The organism is Paenibacillus yanchengensis, from assembly GCF_042684845.1.
Taxonomy (GTDB): domain Bacteria; phylum Bacillota; class Bacilli; order Paenibacillales; family Paenibacillaceae; genus Pristimantibacillus; species Pristimantibacillus yanchengensis.
Window position 1 is genome coordinate 35638 of sequence record NZ_JBHUMH010000022.1, and the last position, 18018, is coordinate 53655.

Annotated in this window: 19 protein-coding genes; 17 read left to right on the forward strand and 2 right to left on the reverse strand. The window is 38.8% G+C overall.

Features of this window, described 5'->3' with window-relative positions; genetic code table 11:
• Nucleotides 1-8: 8 nt before the first annotated feature.
• Genes ACFSTH_RS10665 through ACFSTH_RS10675 form a run of 3 tightly spaced genes read left to right on the forward strand, consistent with a single transcriptional unit; the run spans nucleotide 9 to nucleotide 2022 of the window.
• Nucleotides 9-221, forward strand: a complete 213-nt coding sequence (locus tag ACFSTH_RS10665; RefSeq protein WP_377771092.1) for a PLDc N-terminal domain-containing protein — start codon at nucleotides 9-11, stop codon at nucleotides 219-221.
• Nucleotides 221-1177: an ABC transporter ATP-binding protein gene (locus ACFSTH_RS10670; protein WP_377771094.1), complete on the forward strand. Its 957-nt coding sequence runs from the start codon at nucleotides 221-223 to the stop codon at nucleotides 1175-1177. Before ACFSTH_RS10665 ends, ACFSTH_RS10670 begins: the two co-directional genes overlap by 1 nt.
• Entirely contained in the window at nucleotides 1174-2022 is an 849-nt protein-coding gene (locus tag ACFSTH_RS10675) for an ABC transporter permease (RefSeq protein WP_377771096.1), read from the forward strand. The genes ACFSTH_RS10670 and ACFSTH_RS10675 overlap by 4 nt, the downstream gene beginning before the upstream one ends.
• On the opposite strand, the gene ACFSTH_RS10680 is transcribed toward ACFSTH_RS10675, so the two are convergent.
• Complete coding sequence (locus tag ACFSTH_RS10680; protein ID WP_377771098.1) at nucleotides 1991-2890, reverse strand: AraC family transcriptional regulator; 900 nt, start codon at nucleotides 2888-2890, stop codon at nucleotides 1991-1993. The genes ACFSTH_RS10675 and ACFSTH_RS10680 overlap by 32 nt on opposite strands.
• Nucleotides 2891-3071: 181 nt before the next feature.
• Here ACFSTH_RS10680 and ACFSTH_RS10685 point away from each other — a divergent pair, with 181 nt between their 5' ends.
• The 11 genes from ACFSTH_RS10685 (at nucleotide 3072) to ACFSTH_RS10735 (ending at nucleotide 13325) form a co-directional block, all read left to right on the forward strand.
• A complete protein-coding gene (locus ACFSTH_RS10685; RefSeq protein WP_377771100.1) occupies nucleotides 3072-4580 on the forward strand; it encodes a tagaturonate reductase in 1509 nt (502 codons plus the stop codon).
• Nucleotides 4573-6096, forward strand: a complete 1524-nt coding sequence (locus tag ACFSTH_RS10690; RefSeq protein ID WP_377771102.1) for a UxaA family hydrolase — start codon at nucleotides 4573-4575, stop codon at nucleotides 6094-6096. The genes ACFSTH_RS10685 and ACFSTH_RS10690 overlap by 8 nt, the downstream gene beginning before the upstream one ends.
• Before the next feature lie 314 nt (nucleotides 6097-6410).
• Nucleotides 6411-7364, forward strand: a complete 954-nt coding sequence (locus ACFSTH_RS10695) for an ABC transporter permease (protein WP_377771104.1) — start codon at nucleotides 6411-6413, stop codon at nucleotides 7362-7364.
• Entirely contained in the window at nucleotides 7354-8295 is a 942-nt protein-coding gene (locus tag ACFSTH_RS10700) for an iron chelate uptake ABC transporter family permease subunit (protein WP_377771106.1), read from the forward strand. Before ACFSTH_RS10695 ends, ACFSTH_RS10700 begins: the two co-directional genes overlap by 11 nt.
• Nucleotides 8292-9050: an iron ABC transporter ATP-binding protein gene (locus ACFSTH_RS10705; RefSeq protein WP_377771108.1), complete on the forward strand. Its 759-nt coding sequence runs from the start codon at nucleotides 8292-8294 to the stop codon at nucleotides 9048-9050. Before ACFSTH_RS10700 ends, ACFSTH_RS10705 begins: the two co-directional genes overlap by 4 nt.
• A 36-nt stretch (nucleotides 9051-9086) precedes the next feature.
• The gene (locus ACFSTH_RS10710) at nucleotides 9087-10103 is read left to right on the forward strand and encodes a siderophore ABC transporter substrate-binding protein (protein ID WP_377771110.1); all 1017 of its coding nucleotides are present in this window, start codon (nucleotides 9087-9089) and stop codon (nucleotides 10101-10103) included.
• Nucleotides 10104-10282: 179 nt separating this feature from the next.
• On the forward strand, nucleotides 10283-11149 hold the full coding sequence (locus tag ACFSTH_RS10715; protein ID WP_377771112.1) for an MBL fold metallo-hydrolase: 867 nt from the start codon (nucleotides 10283-10285) through the stop codon (nucleotides 11147-11149).
• Nucleotides 11150-11174: 25 nt separating this feature from the next.
• The gene (locus ACFSTH_RS10720) at nucleotides 11175-11651 is read left to right on the forward strand and encodes a glutathione peroxidase (RefSeq protein ID WP_377771114.1); all 477 of its coding nucleotides are present in this window, start codon (nucleotides 11175-11177) and stop codon (nucleotides 11649-11651) included.
• A 99-nt stretch (nucleotides 11652-11750) separates the two neighbouring features.
• A complete protein-coding gene (locus tag ACFSTH_RS10725) occupies nucleotides 11751-12095 on the forward strand; it encodes a metal-sensitive transcriptional regulator (protein ID WP_377771117.1) in 345 nt (114 codons plus the stop codon).
• Nucleotides 12096-12114: 19 nt separating this feature from the next.
• Nucleotides 12115-12318, forward strand: coding sequence for a cation transporter (locus ACFSTH_RS10730; RefSeq protein ID WP_377771119.1), 204 nt, complete (start codon nucleotides 12115-12117; stop codon nucleotides 12316-12318).
• A gap of 164 nt (nucleotides 12319-12482) precedes the next feature.
• Complete coding sequence (locus tag ACFSTH_RS10735; protein ID WP_377771122.1) at nucleotides 12483-13325, forward strand: DUF421 domain-containing protein; 843 nt, start codon at nucleotides 12483-12485, stop codon at nucleotides 13323-13325.
• Nucleotides 13326-13378: 53 nt separating this feature from the next.
• On the opposite strand, the gene ACFSTH_RS10740 is transcribed toward ACFSTH_RS10735, so the two are convergent.
• Nucleotides 13379-14065, reverse strand: a complete 687-nt coding sequence (locus ACFSTH_RS10740) for a YhcN/YlaJ family sporulation lipoprotein (RefSeq protein WP_377771124.1) — start codon at nucleotides 14063-14065, stop codon at nucleotides 13379-13381.
• 370 nt (nucleotides 14066-14435) lie between these two features.
• Here ACFSTH_RS10740 and coxB point away from each other — a divergent pair, with 370 nt between their 5' ends.
• From coxB to ACFSTH_RS10755, 3 genes are all read left to right on the forward strand, one after another.
• Complete coding sequence (gene coxB, locus ACFSTH_RS10745) at nucleotides 14436-15482, forward strand: cytochrome c oxidase subunit II (protein WP_377771362.1); 1047 nt, start codon at nucleotides 14436-14438, stop codon at nucleotides 15480-15482.
• A 74-nt stretch (nucleotides 15483-15556) separates the two neighbouring features.
• Nucleotides 15557-17404 carry a cytochrome c oxidase subunit I gene (ctaD, locus tag ACFSTH_RS10750; protein WP_377771364.1) on the forward strand — a complete coding sequence of 616 codons (1848 nt, stop codon included), beginning with the start codon at nucleotides 15557-15559 and terminating at the stop codon, nucleotides 17402-17404.
• A complete protein-coding gene (locus ACFSTH_RS10755) occupies nucleotides 17401-18015 on the forward strand; it encodes a cytochrome (ubi)quinol oxidase subunit III (RefSeq protein ID WP_377771126.1) in 615 nt (204 codons plus the stop codon). Before ctaD ends, ACFSTH_RS10755 begins: the two co-directional genes overlap by 4 nt.
• Nucleotides 18016-18018 lie beyond the last annotated feature (3 nt).

The window sequence follows — 18018 nt, forward strand, 5'->3', positions numbered from 1 at the left end:
GGAGTTAAATGTCTACTCGAATAGAGCTTTCGGAATATATGCCGCTGTTGCTACCAATTATAGTTATTTATTTGATACTGGTAATAATTGCTCTTATCGTTTGGAAAAGAACTACTACGATGTTAGGGAATAAATGGTTTTGGCTCATAATAATTATTTTTGTAAGTATGATCGGTCCGATATTGTTTTTAACGATTGGGCGTAGAGAAGAGGGACGTTGATGTTACAAGTAGAACAGCTTGATAAACAGTTTGGGCGTATAAAAGTAATAGATAATATTAGTTTTTCAGTTCCTGCGGGACGATGTGTAGCGATGCTAGGTCCGAATGGAGCGGGGAAAACGACGACACTGCGGATTATTAGTGGATTGTTGCAAGCGACGAGCGGTCAAGTTACTTTGGGAGGCATTGCATATAGTCCGAAAAATGCTGATCAATATAAACAGCGGATGGGGTATTTGCCACAAAACCCACAGTTTTTTTCATGGATGAGCGGATTAGAATTTTTAGTGTTCGCTGGAAAGTTACATGGGTTGTCAGCATCAATAGCTAAGAAAAAAGCGGAACAGTTAATGGAGCAGGTAGGTCTTCAGTTAGCAACTAAAAAGCGAATTGGCAGTTATTCAGGTGGGATGAAACAGCGATTAGGAATTGCTCAAGCTTTCATTCATGAACCGGATTTGTTAATAATGGATGAGCCTGTATCCGCACTTGATCCGATAGGACGTAATGAAATAATGGCGATGCTACAACAGTTAAAAAGAAAGACTACGATTTTATTTTCGACCCATGTGTTACATGATGCGGAACAATTATGCGACGATATTATTATTGTGAAGGAAGGTAAAATTGCTTTGCAGGGAGAGCTAGCTTCATTGAAAGAAAAGTATGATGAACCGCTCGTCCGAATGACCTTTTCTATAGCAACTGATCATGATAAGGGGAAAGTAAAGCAACTACAACGGAAATTGGTAACTGCCGTTCAACCTCATTCAAAGGAATTGATGTTTGTAGATTGTAATCTGGAAACAGAAACTTTAAGTTGCAAAATGACGGATGAAGTTATAGGAAAGCAAATGTTGTGGGAGCTACTAGCGTCAGATACTTATCCCGTGACCGACTTACAATTTACTTCTACTAACTTGGAAAAATTGTTTATGAAAGTGGTGACTGCATGATGGATACTTCTACTATAAAAAGTACAAATAAACAAAATGCTGTCGTGCCAACGACATCTGCGACCTACCGTTTTTTCACACTGATGATGAAAGAAATGATCGAATTTATTCGCAATTATAAAATGATATGGGTACCGCTAGCATTTATTGCTTATGGAATAATGCAACCAGTAGTAACTTACTATTTACCATTTATTTTGGATCATGCCGGTAATTTACCTGCTGGGACAGTTATAGAAATCCCTACACCGGCAGCAGCAGAAGTGCTGGCTTCCACTTTACAACAATATGGTATATTTGCTGTTATTATTATCGTCTTAATTACAATGGGAGCTATTTCGCAGGAACGAGTAAGTGGTATTGCTTCAATTATATTGGCGAAACCTATTTCGATTACAACGTATGTGATGTCAAAATGGGTTGCTTACGTATTGCTTGCATGGAGTTCTTTTTTGATCGGAATTAGTATAACTGGCTATTATACCCGGTTATTGTTTGCTCCTTTTGATTTGTCATTATTTTGGAGTAGTGTAGCGCTATATAGTTTGTGGATCGTATTCATAGTTAGTGTAACACTTGTTTTTAGTAGCATATTACGCAGTAGTATAGCAGCAGCAGCTGCAACGTTAGTTTTGCTTGGTGGGCTTACTCTATTATCATCTTTACCGCTGCAATACTTGCACTACATTCCTAGTCGGTTACCAACGATTGCTGCGCAAATGCTGATCGGCGATGCTGTAGACTCGCGGCAACTTCTAATAATAGTAGTTATTACACTGCTAGTGTTAGTTGGCTTGATCCGTTTTGCTATTGTTAAGTTGAGAAAGAGCGCTGCTTTGGATTAATAAAGAGCTGTCGGTAGCTTGCAGGCGTTTCTCCAGTTAATTTTTTGAAAGTGCGGTGAAAGTGGGTGGTACTTTCGAATCCGCAATCATAAGCGATATCCGCTATATTTTGATCCGAATGTTGTAATATTTCTTTTGCTCGGATAATTCGCTTCGCAGTAACATATTCTGTAATATTCATGCCGGTTAGTTTTTTAAAAGAACGAGATAAATGAGCGGTAGATACGTTTGCCATGGTAGCAAGCTCTGTTAAACGTAATAAAGGAGCGTTTTGTAATTGCTCGTCAATCGTTTGTAAAATGAATTTCATCCAGTCTGGGACGGGCAAAACGTCGGGTGAAATAGAAGTCGATGTAGTGAAGCCACTTAAACGACTAAAAAATAGTAATAGCCGGTGGACTTCGAGCTGAACAGCTTGACGGTAACCGGCTTTTTGCTCTGTTAATTCACGTTGGATGAGATCGAACGATTGACTCACTACCGCTTGTTCATCTGATTGCAGTGCATGCCGGTAAGCTTTGTATCGTTTGGCAAGCTCGAATGCTCGCAAATAAGTGTAGGCATCACCTAGTGGAGCACTATAAGTAAATGCGGCGTTGAAAAATAGAGCCGTTGCTGTTTTCGGGTTGTCTGATTCAGGAAAAGAATAATGAATGGTGTTGGCAGGAATAAGAAATAAGTCGCCTGGTCCAGCATCAAAATAAGATTGATCAATAAAAAATGTACCGTGCCCACTATATACGTAGGCGATCTCATACCAGTCGTGCCAGTGGTTAGGTAATTCGCTTTGAGCTGTTTTGGTATCTTTGTATTCAAATTCAAATGGGAAAGGCGCTTGATTATCAAATGTTCTACGATATAAATTCATTTATTAGCGCTCCCTTGTCGAATGTTTATTTTAATATACGATGAAATAAGTAATGATTGTCTATTAAGTGTAACAAATATCAAAAAAGAGTACAAATAAGATGTTTTAGACTATTTATGTGCTCTCAATGTTCTTTTATAATCAAGATAACAACGTTTAATTTTGTAAGGGGGAAGAAGTAATGAGTACCATTCATCTGCGCAAGGATAAGTGGACGGAGCAACAAAAACAGTTACATGAACAGGTTAGCCAATTACCGATTAAAATTTTACAAATTGGAGAAGGCAACTTTTTAAGAGGTTTTTTTGATTGGATGATTTATGAAAGTAGAAAGCAAGGCATATACGATGGAGCTATTGCGGTAACACAGCCGCGCCTACACGGGAAGCCCAAAATTGAAGCGCTTGCGAAGCAAGAAGGAGCATATACGCTCGTTACTCGAGGCTTGGATCAAGGAAAACAAGTGGAGCAGAAAGAAGTAATTTCTGTGTTTGGTGCTGTTTTTGATCCGTATGAATATTGGGAGCAGTTTCTCGCTTTGGCACGTAACGAATCGTTGCGAATTGTTGTTTCCAATACGACAGAAGCTGGGCTTGTTTATCGAGAAGAGCAGTTGCAAGAAGGGGTCGCGATTCAATCGTTTCCTGGGAAATTAACAAAATTATTATATGAACGATATCAAATATTTAACGGAGCAGCGGATAAAGGGCTTATTTGCTTGCCTTGTGAACTGCTGGAACGTAATGGAGATACTCTGAAAACTTGTGTACTTAAATATAGTGATGACTGGGGTTATCCAGAGGCGTTTAAAACTTGGGTAGTGGAGCATAATCAATTTTTGAATACGTTAGTAGATCGAATTGTGACCGGTTATCCCGATGAAGCACAAGCGAATGCTTGGTTTGAAGAGTGGGGGTATGAAGATACGCAACTTACGACGGCAGAGCCGTATCATTTGTGGGCGATAGAAGCAGATGGTAGTCAGATGGAGAAAATATTGCCGCTACAACAAGCAGGTTTGAATGTGCATTGGGTAGACGATTTGGTACCGTTTCAACTTCGTAAAGTACGTATTTTGAACGGGGCACATACATTAATGACGCCTTTAGCTATTTTGCATGACAAAGAACATGTAAGGGAAACGATGGAAGATGAGCGCATTGGCGCATTTGTTCGTCAAACAGTAGAGCAAGAAATTATACCTGTGATGCCCATGGACAAACAAGCGTTGCAACAATATGCGCAAGATGTATACGAACGGTTTTTGAATCCGTTTATTCGTCATCGTTTAGCTGATATCGCAATGAATAGTTTAAGCAAATTTACTACTCGTCTATTGCCTAACTATTTGTACTATATGGAGCAGCAGCAATCGATTCCTAGTGGATTACTACAAGCTTTTGCTGGATTAATTCGTTATTACAAAGTTTCGCAAGCGGAAGCGGGACAATTCGTTGGTAAAACGCTTAGTGGCGTAACGTATACTGTTCGAGATGATGAAGCATTGCTACAGGAAGTAGCTGCTATATGGAAACAACATGAACAAGCAGGACAATCTTTAGTCGATACAATGACAGAGCTATTAGGCAAAACAAATATTTGGGGTCATCAGTTGGCAGAAAAGTCTCCGGAACTAGCGCAGCAGCTGGCGGATATAATAGAAGAAATGGAGGGAGTAAGTCATGAATAAATGGGTGCGATTAAATGAGAATGATCATGTCATTATTGCATTACAACCTTTTGCGAAAGGTGAGCAGGTGGAACTGGAAGAAGGGCAAGGAACGTTAATCGTGACAGAGGATGTTCCTTCCGGTCATAAAATATTGACGAAGTCAGTGCAAAAAGGCGAGCATATTTTAAAATTTGGTTATTCCATCGGAATTGCAAGTGCTGATCTTGCTCCTGGTTGCTGGATGCATACGCATAATATGGGGACTGGATTGAAAGGATTTATAGATTATACGTACGAGCCGCTCATAGCTGAAGAGAGTAGCCAACGGGATGGAGTTGCATCAGTAACGAATCGGTTTCAAGACCGTACCTTTAATGGCTATGTTCGTCCGAATGGTGAAGTTGGTATACGTAATGAAATTTGGATTATTAACACAGTAGGCTGTATTAATAAAACTTGCGAAATTATCGCTAGACGAGGCGCAACTGAGTTTGCCGATAGAGTAGATGGTGTCTACCATTTTGCTCATCCATTTGGCTGTTCGCAGCTTGGAGATGATTTGACACATACCCAAACCTTATTGGCATCGCTTGTTCATCATTCGAACGCTGGTGGCGTATTAGTTATCGGTCTTGGCTGTGAAAATAATCAAATTGAATTGTTTAAAGAAGCCATTGGGGAACATGATGAACGACGAGTGAAATTTTTGAAATCGCAAGAAGCGGAAGATGAAATAGAAGAAGCAATGGTACTAATGGAACAATTAGTGGAACATGCTGAGCAGACGAAACGTGAGCCTGTACCCGTATCTAAATTAAAGCTAGGATTGAAATGTGGAGGTTCCGATGGTTATTCAGGAATTACAGGTAACCCATTAGTAGGTGCTGTATCTGACCGTTTAATTGGTGCTGGTGGAAGTGCGATTTTAACGGAAGTACCAGAAATGTTTGGTGCAGAAACGATCTTGATGAATCGTGCAGAGGACGAGCAAGTATTTAACAATATTGTGTCGTTAATTAATGATTTCAAACAATACTTTATTCGTCATGAACAAGAAATATATGAAAACCCTTCGCCTGGTAATATAGCAGGCGGGATTACTACATTGGAAGAAAAGTCGCTAGGGTGTACACAAAAGGGTGGTCATTCCATTGTAAAAGATGTTATTCCATATGGCCAGCGCATAACAAAACAAGGGTTAACTTTACTAGAAGCGCCAGGTAATGACCTTGTGTCTGTAACGGCGTTGTCGGCAGCAGGAGCACATATTGTCTTCTTTACAACTGGACGTGGCACACCATTCGGTGGACCTGTACCGACTGTGAAAATATCAACCAATAATGAACTGGCTGCGCGTAAGAAAAACTGGATTGACTTCAATGCAGGCAGATTGCTGACAGATAAAACGATGGAAGAATTGACGGATGATCTTTGGGAGCAAACGATTGCAATTGCATCTGGAGAAACGTTGACGCATAACGAAAGAAATGGGTTTAAAGAAATAGCTATATTTAAAGATGGCGTTATATTGTAAAGCTAAAAATAGGCTATGTAATAAAGGCAGTAGATAAAGGCTCAGTCATTTAGCTCTTTAGCAGAGTTAAATGACTGAGCCTGTTGTCTGCGATTCACACAATTGACACAATTGTTAAGATGTAGTAAAAAACAACGCTAATTATACTTGTCTACCGTTGACAGTTGTATAAATATTGCTTATTATGAATGAAGTGTGATAATCATTATCAATGATAATGGTCGATAGGCATAGCAAAATGAATAGCTCTTTTTTTTAATTGTTATATGAGAATGATTATCTCTACAGTTGATAGAATAATGTGAGGTTCGGCAATGAAACTGCGATATTTCGTAATACTACTAATTATATTATCCTTTATTTCTTTATTTATCGGTGTAAAAGATATTACTTTTAGCGGGCTATGGTCCATGTCAGAGGAACAATGGAAAGTAATGACGATTAGCCGTTTGCCACGCTTAATTAGTATTATTATTGCCGGAGTAAGTATGAGTGTAGCTGGTCTAATTATGCAACAATTGAGCCGTAATAAATTCGTATCACCAACAACAGCGGGTACAGATGATTCCGCAAAGCTTGGTATATTAGTATCGCTTATGATTTTTGGTTCTGCATCAACACTTGAGAAAATGTTAATTGCATTTTTATTTGCACTAGTTGGAACGTTTTTATTTATGAAACTGCTAGATCGAATTAAATTTAAAGACGCTATATTTATTCCACTTGTTGGGCTAATGTTTGGAAATGTTATTAATGCAGCAACTACTTTTTTTGCATATAAAAACGATTTAATCCAAAACATATCCGCTTGGCTGCAAGGCAGTTTTTCGCTAGTACTAAGCGGTCGTTATGAACTGATGTATATTAGTATTCCATTATTAATTGTAGCTTTTTTCTATGCGAATAAATTTACGATTGCTGGAATGGGAGAAGAGTTCGCCGTTAATCTAGGGATGAATCATAAATTAGTAGTAAATATTGGGCTTGTTATTGTGGCGCTTGTCTCTGTAGTTGTTATCGTTACGGTTGGAACAATACCTTTTTTGGGGCTAGTTATTCCTAATATTGTAACGTTATATATGGGAGATAATTTGAAGAAGACACTTGCTCATACGGCAGTGCTCGGAGCGCTGTTCGTACTTGTATGTGATGTATTTGGCAGACTTATTATTTATCCGTACGAAGTACCGATTGGACTAACTGTCGGCGTATTCGGAAGTATTATATTTTTGTATCTGCTATTGAGGAGAAGAGCAAATGAAAGTTAAACTAACGCTACTTGGAGTAGCAGTTTTAGCTGTCATCGCCGCATTCTTGTTCATCGATCTGCCAGTGAATTGGGAATACGCGCTCGATCGCAGAGTGAAAAAAATATTAGCTATAGCACTTACAGGTGCTGCTATCGCCTATGCAACATTGATATTCCAAACGATTACTAATAATCGAATATTGACACCGAATATTATCGGTCTAGATTCGATGTATATGTTAATCCAGACGTTTGTTATTTTCGTATTTGGCTCATTAAGTGTAGCCATCACGAATAAATATATTAACTTTGCTATATCGGTTACAGGTATGATTTTATTTGTACTATTTCTGTATCGCCTACTCTTTAAGCGAGAAGGAAAGCACTTATATTTATTATTGTTAATTGGTTTAGTTATGGGAACATTGTTCGGCAGTTTATCTACGTTTATGCAAGTATTGATTGATCCGAACGAGTTTTTAATTGTACAAGGTAAAATGTTCGCCAGTTTTAATAATGTAAAGACAGAATTACTAGTATTATCGTTTGTTGTATTAGGGATAGTTGCTCTATACACTTCCAGATTCACAAAATATTTTGATGTAATGGCGCTTGGCAAAGAGCAAGCTGTAAACTTAGGCGTTCCGTATGACAAAGTAGTTAAAAATATGTTGATCGTTATCGCCATTTTAATTTCTATTTCAACAGCGTTAGTTGGTCCAATTACATTTTTAGGTTTACTAGTAGTTAATCTCGCTTATCAGTTTATGAAAACATATCGACATACGTTCCTCATTCCTGGATCGATGTTACTTAGTATATTAGCTTTAGTTGGCGGTCAGTTTATTGTAGAAAGAGTTTTTGTGTTTGAAACGACGGTTAGCGTCATTATAAACTTTATCGGCGGTGCGTACTTCTTGTACTTACTGCTAAAGGAGAGTCGAGCATGATTGAAGTAAAGGATGTTTGCAAAGCGTACGGTGGTAAGACAGTTGTTGATAACGTATCTCTCACGATTGACAAAGGAAAGATTACTTCGTTCATTGGACCAAACGGCGCTGGAAAAAGTACATTACTATCAATGATGAGTCGGTTAATGACGAAGGACAAAGGGCAAGTATTAATTGATGGAAAAGATATTTCTGCGTGGAAAAGTAATGAACTAGCTCGCAAAATATCTATCCTTAAACAATCTAATCATATTAATATGCGTTTAACTGTACGAGAGTTAGTTAGCTTTGGACGGTTTCCATATTCACAAGGAAAATTGACCAAAGAAGATTGGCAATATGTTGATGAAGCAATTACTTATATGGAATTGCAAGATATGCAGCATAAATATTTAGATCAATTGAGCGGTGGGCAAAACCAACGAGCGTATATTGCGATGGTTATAGCACAAAACACTGATTATATTTTACTAGATGAGCCGCTAAATAACTTGGATATGAAACATTCTGTACAAATTATGAAAGTATTACGCAGACTGGTTGAAGAATTAAATAAAACTATTGTTATCGTTATTCATGATATTAATTTCGCATCGTGCTATTCCGATAAAATCGTAGCGTTAAAAAATGGGCAAATCGTCAAAGATGGTCCGACTAACGATATTATTGAAAGAGATGTGCTAAGTAATATATATGATATGGACATACCGATTCAACAAATCAATGGCAATCGAATCGGAGTCTATTTCACATAAAATTTTTATAATTTATTTAATAGGAGTGGGGAGAAAATGAAGAAAGGTTTTACACTTTCAATTATTATTTTGGCGTTAGCTATGGTGCTTGCAGCATGCGGTGCAAAGGATAATAAAGAGAACAATAGCGGCGCAACGAATAGTCCAGAAACAGAACAAACAGGTGCAGCAACAACGGAACCAACAACGGAGCCATCTGCTCCAGCAGATGCAGGTACTGTAGTTGTAAAACATCAACTAGGTGAAGATACAGTTACTAAAAATCCACAAAAAGTAGTAGTATTTGACTACGGTACACTTGATACACTGGACAAATTGGGTGTAGAAGTAGCAGCAATGCCAAAAGGTAGCTTACCTGAGTATTTGAACAAGTTTGCTGATGATAAATATGTGAATGCAGGTAACCTTAAAGAGCCTGACATGGAAACAATTCATGGGATGAGCCCAGATTTAATTATTATTTCTGGTCGTCAATCAGATTACTATGAAGAGTTCAAAAAAATTGCACCTACCATTTTTATGGGTGTAGATAATAACAATTATATGGAGTCATTCAAATCGAATGTAACTATATTAGCTGATATTTTTGATAAACAAACAGAAGCTGAAGCTGCTTTGGCTGAAATTGATACGAAAATTGCTGGAATTCAAGCAAAAACAAAAGATAGTGATAAAAAAGGATTAATTATTCTATCTAATGAAGGTAACATTAGCGCGTATGGTCCAAAATCTCGTTTTGGTATTATCCATGATGTATTTGGTGTAAAACCAGCTGATGAGACTATTAAAGCTAATGCACAGCATGGCGATTCTGTTACTTTTGAGTTTATTGCTGAGAAAAACCCAGATTATTTGTTCGTTATTGACCGTAATGCGGTAGTAGCTGGTTCTGGAAGTGCGAAAGAAACATTGAACAACGATCTTGTTAAAAACACAACGGCTTTCAAGGAAGACCAAGTTCTTTACTTGAATCCTCAGTTCTGGTACCTATCTGGCGGCGGATTGATTTCTGTAGCTGAAATGGTGAATGAAATTGAAGCTGGACTTAAATAAATAAAATAGTGTTACCAATAGCCTGTTTCCCTCTATGAGGGGAGCAGGTTTTTTGCTTGAGCAACTGCAACGGAATAGATTCGCAATAACGCTAAAGACAGTGATATAATATAGAGTAGTTAATCGTTAATTACTTTATATAAATGTTTAGTTAATTTGTGGAGAAGGGGACGCTTATTATGACTATTTTTCATGAGCTTGATGTAACAAGACAAGGAAAAATGTTATTGCAACAAATAACGGACACCGTATTACCTCCGGCAGCTGTTGCTATATGGGCATTAGGTCAGAATGGTTTTTTATTGAAATGGCAGTCCATAACAATTATGTTTGATCCCTATTTAACTAATTCGATTTATGAAGCAGCAGGAGAGCCATGGTCTCGAGCATATCCATCTCCATTAGCGCCATCACAATGTGCGACGATTGATTATGTCGTTTGTTCCCATCATCATGATGATCATATGGACAAACAAACGATTCAACAGATGGCAGCATACCCGCATACGAAGTTTGTTGTGCCAAAAGCACATGAAAAATTAATCGAGAGCTATGGTGTGGATGTAAGTAGAGTAATTACGATATCACATGGGGAGCAAATAAAGTTAACAGATGGTGTCATGTTGAAAGCGCATAAAGCAATGCACGACCAATTCGAAACGGATGAGCAAGGGGAGCATAAATATTTGTCGTATGTCGTTTCCTTTGGCGATAAATTACAACTATTTCATGCCGGAGATACAGTAGGTTTTAGTACGCTCGCAGAGTGGGCAAAAGCAGATGGTGATATTGATGTTGCCATGCTACCAATTAATGGTCGTGATTTCTCTCGGACGGAACGAGGCATTGTTGGCAATATGAACTATAGAGAAGCGATTGATTTGGGAAGAAGGATGAAAGCTAAATTACTTGTTCCTATGCATGTTGGTATATTTCCTCATAACGATGAAAATCCAGCTTTTTTTGTAGATTACTTATTTCATCAATACCCGATGCAAAGCTTTCATTTGTTCGCTCCAGGTGAACGGTTTATTTATTGGCAATGATAATGAATGTAAAGGAGAATGTCAGATGTCTATCTATGATTTGGAATGTGAAACTATTCAAGGAGAAGTTGTTTCCCTCTCGAAGTATAAGGGCGATGTATTATTAATCGTCAATACGGCTACAGGCTGCGGATTCGCTCCTCAACTAAGAGGGCTAGAGCAGTTACATCAAAAATACGAGCAAGCTGGTTTGCGGGTGCTGGCATTTCCATGTTCGCAGTTTGCAAATCAAGAATTAGACGATAATAGTAAAATAGCGGAAACATGTGAAGTGCAATTTGGCGTTAGCTACCCACTATTTGCTAAAATTGATGTAAAGGGAGACCAGATGCATCCATTATTTCGCAAGTTAACGGAAGAAGCGCCTGGCGTACTTGGATCAAAAGCAATCAAATGGAATTTTACGAAGTTTCTTGTGGATCGTAATGGCAAAGTAGTCGAACGATTTGCGTCGGCGACAGAGCCTGTGCGGCTGGAGCAATCGATCGAAAAATTGCTGTAATAATAGTTTGGATTAGTAGAAATGAATCAACTTTACATACCCACAAGGGGTATGATAGAATAAAGAAATAATACAATACCCTATGGAGGTATCATAGTGATGGCTAAAACCAATGATCCACTTATTCATACAGAGGAATTAGACAGCTGCTGTGACTCATCATCTGAACGAAAAAGCCATCATTCCGAGCAATCAAAACAGAATTTGACGAGGCGCTTAAATCGGATTGAAGGGCAAATTCGCGGTATTAAAGCGATGATAGACAAGGATGTATACTGTGATGACGTTCTAACGCAAATAGCAGCCGCACAGTCGGCTCTGGGTAGTGTTGCTAAGTTATTGTTGGAAGGGCACTTGCGGAGCTGTGTCGTTGAAAGAATTGAAGCTGGTGAGCATGAAGTTATCGATGAACTATTAACAACAGTTAACAGATTAATGAAATAGAATAGGAGGAATGGAGAGCATGAGTCAAGCTGTATTAAATGTTGAAGGAATGAGCTGCAATCATTGTGTTAACGCAGTGGAAGGTGCAGTTGCTGAAGCTGGAGCGAGTGGCAAAGTAGATTTGGCTACTAAGCAAGTGACGATCGATTATAATATCGATCAAGTAACTGTAGAGGCTATCATTGCAGCCATCGAAGAACAAGGATATGATGTCATAAAGTAAGAAAAAGCGTGTTGAATATAAGCAGTATACTCCATCAGCCAACGTTGCATGCAACTTGAATTGTGGCTGTTAAAGTATACTGTTTTTTGTTGTTTCCCAATATCTAGCTTGCTTGGAATTTTTTCTTTAGGAAGTGGGTATGCTGTTTATTGGGAGGGATGTATATGCCAGATTGGCTAGAAGTCATTGTACGAACAGTAATTGCGATAAGTATATTATTTATCATGACCAAAATGCTAGGTAAACGTCAATTATCGCAACTATCTCTGTTCGAATATATTACTGGTATTTCCATTGGTAATATCGCCGCTTATGTTTCATTAGATTTGGACAAATATTGGTATATGGGGCTTATCTCTATTACTGTCTGGGTATTAATTTCAGTTGGAATTGAGTGGGCTACGCTCAAGAGTAGATCAATCCGCAATTTTGTTGATGGTAAAGGAACGGTGCTTCTCCAAGATGGAAAACTACTTCTCAAAAATCTGACGAAAGAAAAGTTAACGATTGATGAGTTGTTAAGTCAGATGCGTTCGCGAGATATATTTGCTATCGATCAAATTGAATATGCAGTGATGGAATCAAACGGTAGTATCAATTTTATGCTTAAAAAAGAATACCAGCCACTAACTGCTGATACATTCAATTGGAAAATGGCGAAAGAGCAAGCGCCAAAAACAATTATTATGGACGGCATTATAATAGATGAAAGTCTAATTACAGCAGGTTTTGATAAACAGTGGTTAATGAATCAATTACAGCAATACAAAGTACCTTTGGAAGAAGTGTTAATTGGTCAAATTTTAAGTGATAATCAGTTGATTATTCAAACAAGAGATGGTGTAAACTATCCGAGCGATCAACCTAACAAAGCGACGCAGAAAATAGCTGATTTAACAGAGAGCTACGAAGCTGAATTGAAGCGACTTGGACAATATGCTCGTAATGATAGTGATCGGAAAGTTTATGAGCGAGCTTTGCAGCAATTTAAAGAAAATAAACAGTAAACAACAAGGCGGTTCCTTATGAGAAGCCGCCTTGCTGTGTTGCATCAGAAAACTTATTCGAGAAATTGTTCTCGAACGAGTGTATTAAAGGAACGAAGATGTGGATCGAGTTGTTTTTGAGCACGTGCTTCTTTAGCATAAATAAAAAATTGATTGACGAAATCCATATTAGCGGAAATATGCACTTCTTGAATCCCTTTGGTTGCTCGTCTAACTTCTATTGCAATAGTTTGCTTTAATTCTGGTGAAATATTGTGATGGTTGGAGACGGTAAAATTAGAATTGAAATGTTTGGCTATTTGTTCAGGATCATTGATTTTATCATGTTTCGCAATATATTGTTGCTGGTATCCTTCGGTATTCACTTGTTCTTCTGGTTCTTTATTACTTCGAGTACCTGATGCGCTCAAGTTTAGTAGAAAGGCAACATAGGCATTTTTATCTGTTGTAATTACAGTGGCAGTAGCAACACCCGGCAAATTACTTACTTTTTTGGATAGTTCATCATCATACTTCATATATTTATTTTCATGCTGGGTAGCATTGTGCTTGATCGATCCGTAAGCTTTTCCACCATTCATTTTTGGATCGTCATGCTGTCTGCTACCATAATCGTAATTGGTATCGGTAATTTTTTCTTTGTCACTACAAGCGGATAAAGTAAGCGTCATGGTAATAAAAATAAGTAATAAGACAGAAATAGATGGATGTCGTAATGAAGTTCCATGAAACTTGCTCATCGATTATCGCCCCTTTCATAAATGGTTGTTACTTAGTTTGAATCAATAGGCGATAAATATACATGATGGATACATACATAAATGTCCATGCTTTTTGTTAATGTCAAAAGTGGAAAATAAATAAAACGAGTAGAACAGATCAACAAAGTGTGAAGAAAGCAATGATATCAACCGATTCAAGATGTTTGACATCTTTGAGAACAATTTGTGAACTCTCTATGGAACATTGACAAATGGGGGGTTCAACTTTATATTTAATAAAGTGATTCAATATGCAGAAATTGCAGTAACATCAATGAAACACGCAACCGGTCCGCTTGCCACAAACAAATTATGGCGGTTGCAAATATGTCAAAAGTGGGGTTGATGAATAATGAAACGGTGGCAGTTTGTAAAACGACTTGCGCCTCTAATGTTAGTCATGACATTAGTATTGGCAGCATGTGGACGAGAGGATCTATCTGCGCTTAATCCGCAAGGTCCGGTGGCACAGCAGCAGTATGATCTAATGAAGCTGTCCATTTTGATTATGGGAATAGTAATCGCAGTCGTATTTCTTCTTACTTTGTTTGTAATTATACGTTTCCGTAGACGCCCTGGAGACAATACAATTCCAAAACAAATAGAAGGAAACCACAAGCTGGAAATTGTATGGACGGTAATTCCGGTTATTATGCTTGTAATCTTAGCAGTTCCAACGCTGCAATCTGTGTTTGCTCTTGGAAAGGATTACAGAAATGACCCTGAAGCGCTGCAAGTAAAAGTAATCGCTCACCAATTTTGGTGGGAGTTTGAATATCCTGATTTGGGTATTACAACAGCACAGGAGCTCGTCATTCCTGCAGGGAAGAAAGTTATGGTTGAGTTAATATCGAATGATGTTATTCACTCATTCTGGATTCCAGCACTAGCAGGAAAAATTGATACGAACCCTGGAGGAATCAAGAACATTATGTATTTCTCAGCACCTGAAGGTGTATTTCTCGGGAAATGCGCAGAGTTTTGTGGTCCTTCACACAGTTTAATGGACTTTAAAGTCAAATCAGTTAGTGAGTCGTCGTTTGATCGTTGGACTGTAGCGATGAAAGAGCCGACAGCACTACCGACAGATCCGGACATTGCTTCAGCATTAGAAAGCCAATGTTTGACGTGTCACGCAGTTGGTCCAGAAAATTCACCTTATCCTAGCTTAAAAGGGATAGGTAGTCGTGAAAGTGTCGGGGGCGTACTAGTTAATACGGAAGATCCGAAGTATGGACACGAAGGAACAACTTACGACAACTTGTATAACTGGATCAAAAACAATGAAACGATCAAGCCTGATAATCATATGGCTGGAGCGTATGAGTTATCTGAGGAAGAAATGAAAGGTATTGCAGAATACTTAACGAATCTAACGCTTGACTTTGAAGATTAAATGAACATTGATTGAAGGAGGTAACTACCTTGGCTCATGCACATGCTTTGCCAGCTAAACGGTATAGAGGCATTATGGATTGGCTTACAACAGTAGACCATAAAAAAATTGGTATATTGTACTTGCTAGCAGGAGGATTTTTCTTTCTGATAGGCGGCTTGGAAGCTATTCTAATTAGGCTTCAACTGTGGAAACCGCTCAACGATTTCGTTGGAGCACAAACTTTTAGTGAACTTATTACGATGCACGGTACAACGATGATATTTTTGGCAGCGATGCCGATTATTTTCGCCATTATGAATGCGGTAATTCCTCTTCAAATTGGAGCTAGAGACGTAGCGTTTCCATTTTTGAACGCACTTGGTTTTTGGACGTTTCTATCTGGTGGATTATTGTTAAACATTAGCTGGCTTGTAGGTGACGTGCCAGATGCCGGTTGGACATCTTATGCACCACTAGCAGGAACTACATACAGTGTATCGCATGGTATGGACTACTATGTTATGGGACTGCAGATTGCAGGTATCGGTACACTAATCGGTGGAATTAACTTCTTGGTTACGATCATTAATATGCGTGCACCAGGAATGTCGTTTATGCGTATGCCGATGTTTACATGGGCATCCTTTATTACATCAGCGTTAATCTTGTTTGCTTTCCCAGCACTTGCGGTTGGGCTGGCAGCACTGATGTTTGACCGATTGTTCGGTGCAAACTTCTTTAACCCGGATATGGGTGGAAACGTTGTACTTTGGGAGCATATTTTCTGGATATTTGGTCACCCGGAAGTTTATATTCTTATAATGCCAGCCTTCGGTATTATATCGGAAGTAATTAGTACTTTTTCACGTAAACGGTTGTTCGGATACAGCTCGATGGTATTTGCGACCATCTTGATTGGATTCTTGGGCTTTATGGTGTGGGCTCACCATATGTTTACGACGGGTATGGGACCAGTAGCTAACTCGCTCTTTTCGATTGCGACGATGCTTATTGCCGTGCCTACTGGGATAAAAGTATTTAACTGGGTATTTACGATGTGGGGCGGCTCGATAACGTTCCCTACAGCAAACTTGTTTGCGATTGGCTTTATTCCAACCTTCGTTATGGGTGGAGTAACTGGAATTATGCTTTCGGTAGCACCGGCTAACTTCCAGTATCACGATAGTTATTTCGTCGTTGCTCACTTCCACTACGTTATCGTTGGAGGGCTAGTATTTGGTCTATTCGCTGGTCTAACCTACTGGTGGCCAAAAATGTTCGGACGAGTGCTTAGTGAGAAAATTGGAAAATGGACATTCTGGACATTTTTCATCGGTTTCCATCTAACGTTCTTCGTACAGCATTTCCTTGGTCTGATGGGTATGCCACGTCGTATATGGCAATATCTAGACGGTATGGATTTGACAGAAATGAACATGATTAGTACTGTAGGTGCTCTGTTGATGGGTGTTGGTACATTACTATTCATTCTTAACGCAATTGTAACTAGCTTCAAACCAAAAGGTACAGACAATGATCCGTGGAAAGATGGTCGTACACTAGAGTGGACGATTCCTTCGCCTCCACCAGAGTACAACTTTGCTCAAACACCATTAGTACGTGGTTATGATGCTTATTGGAAAGAGAAAATGGATGGTCACAAGAAAATGACTCCAGCAGAGCCAATTGGTGATATTCATATGCCTAACTCTTCCATATTGCCATTTGTTATGGGTATTGGTTTGTTTATAGCTGGATTTGGTTTTATGTATGCTCCAGATTGGGGTACATTGGTTGGAAGCATTAAAGTAGGCCACGCCGTTGGTGTTGTAGGGCTGGCAATCTTGTTCGGTTCGATGATTGTTCGTTCTATGAAGGACGATCATGGATATCACATTCCGAAGGAAGTAGTACTTAAAGATCAGGAGGGGAAAGCATGAGCGCACATACAGTAGACGGCCAATTGCCTCATGAGCCGGAAAAGGCGACCCTCGAAGGTCGCAATAAAATACTAGGCTTCTGGTTATTCCTTGGTGGAGAGACGGTATTATTTGCTACATTGTTCGCAGCTTTTCTAGCGCTTCGTGGTCAAGTATTAGATGGTCCGACAGCTGATCAATTGTTCGATTTGAAATTAATTGCGTTAGCGACAGGTATTCTATTAACTTCCAGCTTGATGAGTGTGTTTGCAGTTAATGCTTTGCATAAGCAAAACACAAAAAGTTTGATCGGCTGGCTTGTAGCTACCGTAGCACTTGGTGTTTGTTTCCTTGGTTTAGAGATTTATGAGTTTGTACATTATGTAGGTATGGGACATGGATTTACTACAAGTGCATTTAGCTCTTCCTTCTATACGTTAGTTGGATTTCATGGAGCGCACGTTATTTTGGGAGTTGTGTGGATATCATTAATTATCTACCAACTGAAAAAACGTGGTCTTAATACAACAACTGCTCCGAAAGTATATGTAGCTAGTATGTACTGGCACTTTATCGATGTTGTGTGGGTATTCATTTTTACCGTCGTTTACTTGATGGGAAAGGTGGGTTAATGT